The organism is Rhizobium sp. BK176 (genome assembly GCF_024808055.1).
This window is the reverse complement of the sequence record NZ_JANUBV010000005.1, coordinates 332,673-345,564: the sequence shown is the minus strand read 5'-3', so window position 1 is coordinate 345,564 and position 12,892 is coordinate 332,673. Positions and strand designations below refer to the sequence as shown.

Sequence of the window (12,892 nt, the reverse complement as noted above, 5' to 3'; positions counted from 1 at the left end):
AAACCATGACTGAGAAGCTTGTTATCATCGGCAACGGCATGGCGCCCGGGCGCATGCTCGAGCACCTGTTCGAAAAGGCGCCGGACCAATATCAGGTCACGATCTTCAACGCCGAGCCGCGCGTCAACTACGACCGCATCATGCTCTCGCCGGTTCTCTCCGGCGAGAAGGAATACGAAGAAATCATCATCCACGGCGATGGATGGTACATCAAGCACGGCATTACCCTCTACAAGGGCCACAAGATCATCAAGATCGACCGTGCGGCCAAGACGGTCACGTCGGATCACGGCGTCACCGAAAGCTACGACAAGTTGGTGATCGCCACCGGCTCCGTGCCCTTCATCATTCCCGTGCCCGGCAAGGATCTGCCCGGCGTCATCACCTATCGCGACCTCGACGACGTGCAGGCGATGCTGCTTGCCGCCCAGTCTCGCGAGAAAGCGATCGTCATCGGCGGCGGCCTGCTCGGCCTCGAAGCGGCGGCTGGCCTTGCCTCGCGCGGTATGGACGTTACCGTCCTTCATGTGATGCCGACACTGATGGAGCGCCAGCTCGATCCGGCTGCCGGCTACCTGCTTCAAAAGGCCGTGGAAGAACGCGGCATCAAGGTTATCACCAAGGCCAACACCAAGGCCATCGTGGGTAACGGCAAGGTCGAAGGCATCGAGCTCGACGACGGCCGCATCATTCCGGCAACCCTCGTCGTCATGGCGGTCGGCATCCGCCCGAGCGTCGGGCTCGCCAAGGACGCAGGCATCGCCATCAACCGCGGCATCGTCGTCGATGACGGCATGCTGACCTCGGACGGCAGCATCATGGCGCTCGGCGAGTGCGCCGAAGTCGGCGGTATGGTCTACGGCCTTGTCGCTCCGCTTTACGAGATGGCCCGCGTCGCCGCCTCGCACTTGTCGGGCGACCGTTCCGCTGCCTTCGTGCATTCCGACACGCCGACCAAGCTCAAAGTGACAGGCATCGAGCTCTTCTCGCTCGGTGACTTCGCCGATGGCGACGACCGCGAAGAAATCGTGCTGCGCGACGCCTCAGCCGGCGTCTACAAGCGCCTTGTGCTGAAGGACAACAAGATCATCGGTACCGTGCTCTACGGCGAAACCGCCGATGGTGCCTGGTTCAACGATCTGAAAAAGAAACAGACCGATATCAAGGAGATGCGCGAAACGCTGATCTTCGGTCAGGCCTATCAGGGAGGGTCGCCGCTGGACCCTATGGCGGCCGTTGCAGCCTTGCCGGATGACGCGGAGATCTGTGGCTGCAACGGCGTCTGCAAGAGCAAGATCACCTCGACGATCACAAGCAAGGGCCTGACGTCGCTGGACGACGTGCGCGCCCATACCAAGGCGTCCGCCTCCTGCGGTTCCTGCACCGGCCTCGTAGAAAAGCTGATGACACTAACGCTTGGCGACAGCTACAATCCGGCCGCCGTCACGCCGATGTGCACCTGCACCGAACTCGGCCACGACGACCTCAGGCGCCTGATCAAGGCCAAGGGCCTGAAGAGCATCCCTGCCGTCATGCAGGAACTCGAATGGAAGACGTCGTGCGGTTGCGCCAAGTGTCGCCCGGCTCTCAACTACTATCTCGTCTGCGACTGGCCGAATGAATATGCGGACGATTACCAGTCGCGCTTCATCAACGAACGCGTTCACGCCAACATCCAGAAGGACGGCACCTATTCCGTCGTTCCGCGCATGTGGGGCGGCGTGACGAACTCCAACGAACTGCGCGCCATCGCTGATGTCGTCGACAAGTTCGAAATCCCGATGGTGAAGGTGACGGGCGGCCAGCGCATCGACCTGCTCGGCATCGAGAAGGAAGACCTCCCGGCAGTCTGGGCCGATCTCGGCAAGGCGGGCTTCGTTTCCGGACAGGCTTATGCCAAGGGGTTGCGCACGGTGAAGACCTGCGTCGGCTCCGACTGGTGCCGCTTCGGCACGCAGGATTCCACCGGCCTTGGCATTCGCATCGAGAAGTTCATGTGGGGCTCCTGGACACCGGCAAAACTGAAGATGGCGGTCTCCGGCTGCCCGCGCAATTGCGCCGAAGCGACCTGCAAGGACATCGGCGTCATCTGTGTCGACTCGGGTTTCGAGATCCACTTCGCCGGTGCTGCCGGCCTCGACATCAAGGGCACGGAGGTTCTCGGCCTCGTGAAGACCGAGGACGATGCGCTGGAGCATATCGTGGCACTGACGCAGATGTACCGCGAGCAGGCCCGCTATCTCGAGCGCATCTACAAGTGGGCGAAGCGCGTCGGCCTGGAGGAAATCCGCCGCCAGATCATGGAAGACGCCGACAAGCGCAAGGCTTACTACGACCGCTTCGTCTTCTCCCAGAAATTCGCCCAGGTCGATCCCTGGTCGGAGCGCGTCTCCGGCAAGGACAAGCATGAGTTCAAGCCGATGGCGACCGTCGGTTACCCGCAGGCGGCCGAGTAAGGAGATGGATATGAACTGGATTTCAATCGGCGACATCTCCGACATTCCGCTCCGCGGCGCCCGTTGCGTGAAGACACCCCAGGGCAAGATCGCCGTCTTCCGCACCGCAGAGAACGAGGTCTTCGCCATCGAGGACCACTGCCCGCACAAGGGGGGGCCGCTCTCCCAGGGGATCGTCCATGCCAAGGCCGTCACCTGCCCGCTGCACAACTGGGTGATCTCGCTCGAAACCGGCAAGGCGCTCGGCGCCGATGAGGGCGAGGTCCGAACCATTCCCGTCCGCAACGAGGATGGCGCCCTCTACATCGCGCTCGAAAGCCTGATGATGGCGGCCGAATGATGGAGAAAGAGGTCAAGACAACCTGTCCCTATTGCGGTGTCGGCTGCGGCGTCATCGCCAAGGTCGCCGAAGACGGCAAGGTGTCCGTCAAGGGAGACCCGGACCATCCCTCGAACTTTGGGCGGCTGTGCTCGAAGGGCTCGGCGCTCGGCGAAACCGTCGATCTCGATGGGCGCCTCCTCTACCCGGAAGTTTCCGGGGAGCGGGTGGAGTGGGAACAGGCGCTTGACCTCGTCGCACAACAATTTTCGGACGCCATCAATGAGCACGGCCCCGATTCCGTTGCCTTCTATGTCTCCGGCCAGCTGCTGACCGAAGACTATTATATCGCCAACAAGCTGATGAAGGGCTTCATCGGCTCGGCCAACATCGACACCAATTCGCGGCTGTGCATGTCGTCCTCCGTCGCCGGTCACCGCCGCGCCTTCGGTTCGGACACCGTGCCGGGTACCTATGAGGATATCGAGCTTGCCGATCTTGTGATCCTCACCGGCTCGAACCTCGCCTGGTGCCACCCGGTCATCTATCAGCGGCTGGCGACCGCCAAGGCGGCGCGCCCCGGCATGAAGGTCGTCGTCATCGACCCGCGCCGGACGATGACATCAGATATCGCCGACCTGCATCTCGCCATCCGGCCGGACAGCGACGTCGCGCTTTTCGTCGGCCTTTTCGAACATCTGATCGCAAGCAACGCCATCGATCAGAATTACATCGCCGAACATACCAACGGCTTTGCAGAGGCCTTTACGGCTGCGACGGGCGTCTCCTTCAACGAGGTGCTTGATATGACCGGCCTTCCGGCCATGCAGCTTCGCGAATTCTATCGCCTCTTCGCCACGACCGAGAAGGTCGTCACCTGCTACAGCCAGGGCGTTAATCAATCCTCGTCTGGTACCGACAAGGTCAACGCCATCATCAACTGTCACCTCGCCACCGGCCGCATCGGCGGGCCGGGTATGGGGCCCTTCTCGCTCACCGGGCAGCCGAATGCGATGGGCGGGCGTGAAGTCGGCGGACTTGCCAACATGCTTGCCGCCCACATGGCGATCGAAAGCGCCGAGGATCGCGACCGTGTCCAGCGCTTCTGGCATGCGCCCACCATTGCGGAAAAGCCGGGCCTGAAGGCGGTCGACATGTTCAGGGCTGTTGCTGATGGCCGTATCAAGGCGCTGTGGATCATGGCGACCAACCCGGTCGTTTCCATGCCTGACGCCGACGCCGTCGAGGCCGCGATCAAGGCCTGTCCGTTCGTCGTCGTCTCCGACGTCCTGAAAAGTACCGACACCGCGCGTCACGCCCATGTCCTTCTGCCCTCGCTCGGCTGGGGCGAAAAGAGCGGCACTGTCACCAACTCCGAGCGCCGCATCTCCCGCCAGCGCTCCTTCCTTGATGCACCGGGAGAGGCCCGCGCCGACTGGTGGCAGCTTGCGGAAGTGGCGCAACGGATGGGCTTTACGCAGGCCTTCAACTTCGCCGCCAATGCCGAGATCTTTGACGAACACGCCGCCCTCTCAGCTTTCGAGAACAGCGGCAATCGCGACTTCGACATCGGCGCGTATGTCGGCATGAACCATCAGGCCTATGACGAACTCTCGCCGTTCCAATGGCCGCAGCCTGCGGGCCGTGAGATTGATGTGACCCGCTTCTTCGCCAAGGGCGGCTTCTACCACGCCGACGGCAAGGCACGTTTCATCGCCGTCGAGCCGGTCGCCGCGGATCGCACCTGCGCCGACTATCCCTTCACCCTGAACACCGGCCGCATCCGCGACCAATGGCACACGATGACGCGCACGGGCAAAAGCGCGCGGCTCTCGTCCCATATCGCCGAACCCTTCGCGGAACTTCACCCTCGCGACGCGATCGAGATCGGCGTCGGCAATGCCGGCCTCGTCGAAATCGAAAGCCCGCACGGCAAGGCCGTGGTGCGCGCCCTGATCACCGAGCGTCAGGCCCGCGGCAGCATTTTCGTGCCGATGCACTGGAACGATCAGTTTGCCGCCAAGGCCCGCATCGACGCTGTCGTGGCGCCGTTGACAGACGCAATCTCCGGCCAGCCGGCCTCGAAGAATGTCGCCGTCGCCGCGCGACGCTTCAAGGCGGCGCGTTACGGCTTTGCCGTTTCCGCCGCCAAGCCTGATCACCTCGAAGCCGCCTATTGGGCGCTGGCAAAGGCCGAAGGCGGCTGGCGGGTGGAACTCGCTTTCGACCAGCCGGTCGAGGACTGGTGCACGTGGTGCCGCAGCACCTTCGCTATTCCCGAAAATGTCGAACCGCTCGGCTACGCTGACCAGCAGTCCGGCGATCTGAGGCTCGCCTTTTTCGATGGCAAGCGACTGCTCGCGGCGCTGTTCCTGGCCCGCGAACCCGTGGCGGTTGCCCGCAACTGGGCGATCTCCCAGCTCACCGCCGAGCACACCAATCTGCGCAAGCGTTTCGCCTTAGTCGCCGGCCGCCCCGGCGCAGACAAGCCCGATCCGGGCGCCACCGTCTGCTCCTGCTTCGGCGTCGGCGTCAACCAGATCGTCGCTGCCGTTCGCGGCGGCTGCCACAGCGTCGAAGCCGTCGGCAAGGAACTCAATGCCGGAACCAACTGCGGCTCCTGCCGCGCCGAGATCAGGGGGATCATCGATGGATGTCTTGCAGCAGCCGCGGAATGAAGCACCCGCCCGCATGGAACCGCTTGCCAAGCTGCCGGTGTTCTGGGCGCTCGAAGGCAAGCGCGTGGTCGTCGCTGGCGGCTCCGACGCCGCCGCCTGGAAGGCCGAGCTTCTCGGTGCCTGCGGCGCGCAGGTGCATGTCTATGCTGACGCGCTTTCCGATACCTTCGAGAAGCTCATCCTGCGCGGCGCCGAGCACCCTCAGGGCGGTTTCGTCCATCACTGCCAAGGTTGGAATGAAACCATCTTCGCCGGCGCGACCATCGCCATCGCCGACTGTGAGGAAGACGACGAGGCGAAGGCCTTCTTCGACGCCGCCCGTGTTGCCGGCGTGCCAGTCAACGTCATAGACAAGCCTGCTTTCTGCCAGTTTCAGTTCGGCTCGATCGTCAACCGCTCCCCCGTCGTCGTCTCGATCTCGACGGATGGCGCAGCCCCGATCCTCGCCCAGGCAATCCGGCGTCGGATCGAGACATTGCTACCACGTGCACTGAAGGGCTGGGCTGAGCTGGCTCAGACCTTGCCCGACCGGGTCAATGAACGACTGACGCCTGGCCCGCTCCGTCGCGCCTTTTGGGAGCGGTTTGTCGATCGCGCCTTTTCAAGTTCGGATACGCCGGAGGAGGGCGTCGGCGGGCTGCTTCTCAAGGAGGCCGACAGGCTTCGGGAAGCGCCCGCCCTCTCCTCGCGCGGTCGCGTGACGCTGGTCGGCGCCGGCCCCGGTGATGCCGAGCTTCTGACGTTGAAGGCCGTCCGCGCCCTGCAGGCAGCGGACGTTATCCTCTTCGATGATCTCGTTTCGTCAGAGGTGCTGGAACTCGCCCGGCGCGAGGCCAAGCGCATGCTTGTCGGCAAGCGCGGCGGCCGCACGAGCTGCCGCCAGGAAGATATCAACGACATGATGGTAAAGCTTGCCAAGGCGGGCAAACGGGTCGTGCGGCTGAAGTCGGGCGATCCGATGATCTTCGGCCGCGCCGGCGAAGAGATTGCCCATCTCGATCGCGAGAACATTCCGGTCGATGTCATCCCCGGCATCACCACCGCAAGCGCCATGGCCTCGCGTCTCGGGATCTCGCTGACGCATCGCGACCATGCTCAGTCCGTCCGCTTCATCACCGGCCATTCCCGACATGGAGGCTTGCCTACCGATGTCAACTGGAGGACCGTTGCCGATTCCCACACGACAACCGTTTTCTACATGGGCGGCAGAACAGCGCCGCTCATCGCCGATCGCTTGATCGATGAAGGCCTCTCGTCGGAAACGCCTGTTATCATTATCAGCGACGTCAGCCGGACGACCGAGCGGGCTTGGAACGGCACGCTTGCAACCATCTCTGATGGGATCGCGCAGATCGGCTACGACAACCCTGTGCTGATCGCCATCGGCAGCACGCTTGCAGCACGCCAGATCGTCGCTCACGACACCGACGATTTTGGCAGCGATCGCCGCATGGCCTTGGGAGCGCGCTGATGCCGTTCCACGCGATCGCCCCCGTCTTCCTCGTTCTTGCCATTGCCTTGAGCTGGCCGCGTTTCGCCAGCATATTCTCACCGGACACCAAGGCGGAGGTGACGGCAGCGCCTCTCACAACAATTGCGACCGCGATCAACCTTTCCGCGATCGGCTTGGCTTTTGCCGGCAACGATCCGGGGCTTGCCATCCTTGTCCTCTTGGTTGGTGTCCTCCTTGGCGCGACGATGCGCGCCCCGACACCAGTCATATCTGTGGCGCTTTCGGTAGCGAGCCTCGCGGTCTCTCTTCAACTCAGTTGAGTCCCCCCGCCATAAGGCTACGAACCCTCTTCGCGGGCGGAACCTCAGGCATCGGTCTGGCAACTAGCGGCGTCCGAGCTGTCATCACCGGCCCTGACCAAACCACGCTCAAGCGAGCACGGGAAACAGCCGAGCATAATAGCCTTCTGTGCTTTCCTGATGGTTTACAACCGATGCCGAGCGAGGTTCCGAAGACGTTCGGCCTCGTGAATGCGGGCGCAGCTTTTTCACGCCACCGGCAGCAACCGAGGAAGCTCAGTGCGACCGCGTTATGGACACGAACGTCTGCGGCCGCCGCTCTCTACTGACGGCGCAAGGAGATTGCATTTTCGTTAGCCGGTGCGATAGTCGGGAGGCGCAAAGAGGTAGCCCCCCGCATGACACGCCACATAGTCGCGATCGGTCAGTTGCCTCCGCCGCTCAACGGCTTCTCGTTTGCGACCAGGAGCATGATTGCGCTTCTTTCGGAAGCAAACAGCATCACAGTCGCCAATATCGCCCCGCCTTTCGGCAAGCTCTCGTTGCTGAAGCATCCGGTGAGATTCGCCCGTGTCCTCGGTGCTTGTCTCCAGTTGTTCCGCGATCGCAAGCGCATCAACCGGGTTTGCTATCTCGGCTGCGAAGGCGGCCTCGGCTTGATCTACACGCTTCTAATTGTGCTGGTCGCGAGGACCCTCGGCTATCCCACCTATCTGCACCATCACAGTTTCAGTTACGTCGAGAAGCCCAGCCTGCTCATGCGATGCATCCTCACGCTCGGCGGTCGCAATCTGCGACACATCTTCCTGTGCGACATGATGCGAGATCGCTTCGCTGACACCTATGGCGGTCGTACGCGCTGCCACCTGATCTCCAACGCTGCCTACGTGGCCCCGCGGGAGGAGAGCGATGAAGCGACCGACAGCACCCACCTCGTAATCGGGATGCTCAGCAATCTCACCGCTGAGAAGGGCCTCGACACTTTCCTCGATCTCGCAGGGCAGGCACGGAAGGAGAACCTGCCGATCAAGGCCGTCCTTGCCGGTCCGGCCGGCGCCGGTGAGCGCGCCCGCATCGACGCATCTATCGCAGAACTGAGCAGTGTTTTGGAGTATCGCGGCCCGTTGTACGATGACGCGAAGACAGCTTTCTATCGCGAGATCGACGTGTTCGTTTTCCCGACCACCTATACCAATGAGGCGCAGCCCTTGGTGATTTTCGAGGCGAAGGCGGCAGGAAACGCCGTCATCTCGTGCAACCGAGGCTGCATCAGAAAACAACTCGACGAAAGCGACCTTCTGATCCCCTCGGACGGCGACTTTATACCGACCGCATTGGCCTGGTTATCGGCAATGTCGCCGGACCCTGCGCTGGCAGCAAGACGGAAGGAGATCCGCCAATCTTACAAAGCCCGCCACGCCAAGGCGCGTGCCGCCGTCACCGCGGTCTTCGATTTCGACGAGGCGTGACGCGACCAGATCACGAGGCGCTCGGCACCGGCTTGACCTTCAGCCCGTCGATGAACAGCTGCTCGAGGAAGCGCGCCGCATCCTCGAAGCGACCGGCGCCGGCATGTTCCTGCCCGAGCACCGCCCTTACCTGGACGTCGAAGTCGGCATAATGCTGCGTTGTCGACCAGATCGAGAAAATCAGGTGATAGGGATCGCACTTGGCGATCTTGCCGGCCTTCGTCCAACTGCGGATCACCTCGGCCTTCTCGTCGACGAGCTGCTTCAGCGGTCCCTTCAGTTCATCCTCGACATGCGGCGCACCCTGCAGCATCTCGTTGGCGAAAAGTCGGCTTTCGCGCGGGAAATCGCGGGCCATTTCAAGCTTGCGCCTGATATAGCTGCGGATCTCGCTCTCGGGGTTGCCGTCCGCATCGAAGGCTCTCAGCGGCTCCAGCCAGGTAAATAGGACGCGGTCGATCAACGCCCGATGCATCGCTTCCTTTGTGCGGAAATAATAGAGCAGGTTCGGCTTCGACATGCCGGCAACTTCGGCGATCTGATCGATCGTGGAACCTCGAAAACCGCTGACCGAAAACACATCGAGCGCGGCTTCAAGAATCTGCTCTTCCTTCTCTTCCTGAATGCGCGTGCGCCGCTGGGTCTTGGCTGCTCTCGGGATTGTCATGTCGACCTTGTTTTCCCCTTCAAATTCAACCGTTTCACTCAAGATTGGGCCGGCGCGACAGCTTGCCGCAAAAATGAGCAGATGCCGGCAATTTTGTCTGTATTTTTCCTGATTTTCGTCTTGAGCCCAGCGCCGGAAGTTGTAATGTTTACCAATCGGTCAAATTATCGATCAGATGCTAAACAAAGGCAACTGGCGATTTTCCGGCGCTAACAAAACAAACAAGAGCGCTCGGATACTGACCACGGGAACAGGCGGACATGTGAATTGCATGGCCGCAAAAACAGGCGAGGACTTTAGACATGGTGGCAGCACCAGGCGAGAACATGCGCGTCAACGGGGACCGTCTTTGGGACAGCCTCATGGACATGGCAAAGATCGGCCCGGGCATCGCTGGCGGCAACAACCGCCAGACGTTGACGGATTCGGATGCCGAAGGGCGCAGCCTCTTCAGGACATGGTGCGAAAACGCAGGCATGACACTCGGCGTCGACAAGATGGGCACGATGTTCGCGACGCGTCCCGGCACCGATCCAGACGCCCTGCCGGTCTATGTCGGCTCGCACCTCGACACGCAGCCAACCGGCGGCAAGTATGACGGCGTGCTCGGTGTGCTTGGCGCGCTCGAGGTCGTCCGCACCATGAACGACCTCGGCATCAAGACCAAGCACCCTGTTGTCGTCACCAACTGGACCAACGAGGAAGGCGCCCGCTTTGCGCCCGCCATGCTCGCCTCCGGCGTCTTCGCCGGCGTCCATACGCTTGAATATGCCTATGACCGCAAGGATCCCGAGGGCAAGACCTTCGGCGACGAACTGAAGCGTATCGGCTGGGTTGGCGATGAAGAGGTCGGCGCCCGCAAGATGCACGCCTATTTCGAATATCATATCGAGCAAGGTCCGATCCTCGAGGTCGAGAACAAGCAGATCGGCGTGGTCACGCACTGTCAGGGTCTCTGGTGGCTCGAATTTACGCTGACCGGCAGGGAGGCGCACACCGGTTCGACGCCGATGAACATGCGCGTCAACGCCGGGCTCGCAATGTCGCGCATCATCGAGATGGTGCAGACTGTGGCGATGGAGAACCAGCCGGGCGCCGTCGGCGGTGTCGGCCAGGTCTTCTTCACGCCGAACTCCCGCAACGTGCTGCCTGGCAAGGTCGTCTTCACCGTCGACATCCGCTCGCCGGATCAGGCGAAGCTCGACGGCATGCGCGCCAGGATCGAGGCGGAAGCACCTGCCATCTGCGAAGCGCTCGGCGTCGGCTGCGCGGTCGAGGCGATCGGCCACTTCGCGCCCGTTACCTTCGACCCCACGCTTGTGTCCCGCGTGCGCAGCGCTGCCGAGCGGCTCGGCTACAGCCACATGAACCTGATCTCGGGCGCCGGCCACGACGCCTGCTGGGCGGCAAAGGTCGCACCCACGACGATGGTCATGTGCCCCTGCGTCGGGGGTCTCTCGCACAACGAGGCGGAGGATATCTCCAAGGAATGGGCAACGGCTGGCGCTGACGTCCTCTTCCACGCCGTCGTCGAGACCGCTGAAATCGTTGCATAATCAAGGGCGGGGTCATTCCCGCCTTTTCTTCTACCAGCGGACGAAGAGCCGCGAGCAATCAATGCAAGGGAACTGATCATGAGCAAAGTCATCAAGGGCGGCACCATCGTCACCGCGGACCTGACCTACAAGGCGGACGTGAAGATCGAGGGCGGCCAGATCGTCGAGATCGGCCCGAACCTCTCCGGCACGGAGACGCTCGATGCGACCGGCTGCTACGTTATGCCCGGCGGCATCGACCCGCACGTTCACCTCGAAATGCCGTTCATGGGCACCTATTCCTCGGACGACTTCGAAAGCGGCACGCGTGCAGGCCTTGCGGGCGGCACGACCATGGTCGTCGATTTCTGCCTGCCGGGACCGGAGCAGTCGCTGCTCGAAGCACTGCAGATGTGGGACAACAAGACGAGCCGCGCCAACGCCGACTACTCGTTCCACATGGCGATCACCGGCTGGAACGAGCGCGTCTTCAACGAGATGGAGACGGTGGTCAAGGACCGGGGCATCAACACCTTCAAGCACTTCATGGCCTACAAAGGCGCGCTGATGGTGAACGACGACGAGATGTTCGCCTCCTTCCAGCGCTGTGCGGAACTCGGCGCGTTGCCGCTGGTCCATGCCGAAAACGGCGACGTCGTCGCGTCGATGACGGCGAAGCTTCTAGCCGAAGGCAACAACGGCCCCGAGGCCCACGCCTATTCCCGCCCGCCCGAGGTCGAAGGTGAGGCAACCAACCGCGCCATCATGCTCGCCGACATGGCCGGCGTGCCGCTCTATGTCGTGCACACCTCCTGCGAACAGGCGCATGAAGCGATCCGCCGCGCCCGCCAGAAAGGTATGCGCGTCTATGGCGAGCCGCTGATCCAGCATTTGACGCTGGATGAAAGCGAGTATTTCGACAAGGACTGGGACCATGCCGCCCGCCGTGTCATGTCGCCGCCCTTCCGCAACAAGCAGCACCAGGACAGCCTCTGGGCAGGCCTGCAATCCGGCTCGCTCTCGGTCGTGGCGACGGACCATTGCGCCTTCACCACCGACCAGAAGCGCTTCGGCGTCGGTGACTTCTCCAAGATCCCCAACGGCACCGGCGGCCTCGAAGATCGACTGCCGATGTTGTGGTCTCGCGGCGTCAACACCGGACGCCTGACCATGAACGAGTTTGTCGCGGTTACCTCGACCAACATCGCCAAGATCCTCAACGTCTATCCGAAGAAGGGCGCCATTCTCGTCGGCGCCGATGCCGATATCGTCGTGTGGGATCCGAAGCGCTCGAAGACGATCTCGGCCAAGACGCAGCAATCGTCGATCGATTACAACGTCTTCGAAGGCAAGCAGGTCACCGGCCTGCCGCGCTTCACGCTGACGCGCGGCGAAGTCGCGATCGAAGAGAGCACCGTCAAGACGAAGGAAGGGCACGGCCAGTTCGTCAAGCGGGAGCCTTTCCAAGCGGTCAACAAGGCGCTGTCGACCTGGAAGGAGCTCGTGGCGCCGCGCAAGGTCGAACGGTCAGGCATCCCAGCGACGGGGGTCTGATCCTTGTCATCATTCCTGCACCAGCCGTTCAAGCTCCGGAAGCAAGACGACGCTTTCCTGCTCGTTCGGATCGGTGCGGGCGATGATCGCGGTGCAAGGGGTACTGCTGAGATTGGCAGGCAGATGCGGCACACCGGCAGGGATGTAGAACAGCTCGCCGGCGTGCACGATGACATGATGCTCCAGCTCGTCGCCATACCAGGTGTGCGCCTCGCCGGAGAGCATGTAGATCGCCGTTTCGTGCGACTCGTGCAGATGCGCCTTGGCGCGAACGCCGGGCGGAATCGTCAGCAAATGCATGCAGATGCCCTTGGCGCCGACCGTCTCGGCCGCGATGCCTTCGAAGTAACTCAGCCCCTGTTTGCCGTCGTAGGCATGACTGGGACGCACAATGTGACAGGTGGGCTTTGATGTCGCGTCCATCGTCATCCTCCATGGACCTTGCCGGAACAATGAAAACAG

10 protein-coding genes are annotated in these 12,892 nt (G+C 62.3%); 8 read left to right on the top strand and 2 right to left on the bottom strand.

Annotated elements, in window-relative coordinates:
• Window positions 1-5: 5 nt before the first annotated feature.
• From nirB to FHT76_RS18870, 6 genes are all read left to right on the top strand, one after another.
• Window positions 6-2,456: a nitrite reductase large subunit NirB gene (nirB, locus tag FHT76_RS18895; RefSeq protein ID WP_183861486.1), complete on the top strand. Its 2,451-nt coding sequence runs from the start codon at window positions 6-8 to the stop codon at window positions 2,454-2,456.
• Window positions 2,457-2,460: 4 nt separating this feature from the next.
• Window positions 2,461-2,796 (top strand): nitrite reductase small subunit NirD, encoded by a 336-nt coding sequence (gene nirD, locus FHT76_RS18890; RefSeq protein WP_025658043.1) that lies wholly within the window; start codon window positions 2,461-2,463, stop codon window positions 2,794-2,796.
• Entirely contained in the window at window positions 2,796-5,453 is a 2,658-nt protein-coding gene (locus FHT76_RS18885; protein ID WP_259185767.1) for a nitrate reductase, read from the top strand. The genes nirD and FHT76_RS18885 overlap by 1 nt, the downstream gene beginning before the upstream one ends.
• Entirely contained in the window at window positions 5,425-6,924 is a 1,500-nt protein-coding gene (gene cysG, locus FHT76_RS18880) for a siroheme synthase CysG (protein ID WP_259185765.1), read from the top strand. The genes FHT76_RS18885 and cysG overlap by 29 nt, the downstream gene beginning before the upstream one ends.
• Complete coding sequence (locus FHT76_RS18875) at window positions 6,924-7,226, top strand: hypothetical protein (RefSeq protein ID WP_183861490.1); 303 nt, start codon at window positions 6,924-6,926, stop codon at window positions 7,224-7,226. The genes cysG and FHT76_RS18875 overlap by 1 nt, the downstream gene beginning before the upstream one ends.
• Before the next feature lie 377 nt (window positions 7,227-7,603).
• On the top strand, window positions 7,604-8,674 hold the full coding sequence (locus tag FHT76_RS18870; RefSeq protein WP_183861492.1) for a glycosyltransferase family 4 protein: 1,071 nt from the start codon (window positions 7,604-7,606) through the stop codon (window positions 8,672-8,674).
• Window positions 8,675-8,684: 10 nt separating this feature from the next.
• Here FHT76_RS18870 and FHT76_RS18865 read toward each other — a convergent pair whose 3' ends face one another.
• Window positions 8,685-9,341: a TetR family transcriptional regulator C-terminal domain-containing protein gene (locus FHT76_RS18865; RefSeq protein ID WP_016554900.1), complete on the bottom strand. Its 657-nt coding sequence runs from the start codon at window positions 9,339-9,341 to the stop codon at window positions 8,685-8,687.
• 302 nt (window positions 9,342-9,643) lie between these two features.
• Between FHT76_RS18865 and FHT76_RS18860 the strand changes: the two genes are divergently transcribed.
• Together FHT76_RS18860 and hydA are read left to right on the top strand one after the other, a co-directional pair.
• A complete protein-coding gene (locus FHT76_RS18860) occupies window positions 9,644-10,897 on the top strand; it encodes a Zn-dependent hydrolase (protein WP_183861494.1) in 1,254 nt (417 codons plus the stop codon).
• 78 nt (window positions 10,898-10,975) lie between these two features.
• Window positions 10,976-12,430: a dihydropyrimidinase gene (gene hydA, locus FHT76_RS18855; RefSeq protein WP_183861496.1), complete on the top strand. Its 1,455-nt coding sequence runs from the start codon at window positions 10,976-10,978 to the stop codon at window positions 12,428-12,430.
• A 9-nt stretch (window positions 12,431-12,439) separates the two neighbouring features.
• Here the strand turns inward: hydA and FHT76_RS18850 are convergent, their stop codons facing one another.
• Window positions 12,440-12,853 (bottom strand): cupin domain-containing protein, encoded by a 414-nt coding sequence (locus tag FHT76_RS18850; RefSeq protein WP_183861498.1) that lies wholly within the window; start codon window positions 12,851-12,853, stop codon window positions 12,440-12,442.
• Window positions 12,854-12,892: the final 39 nt, after the last annotated feature.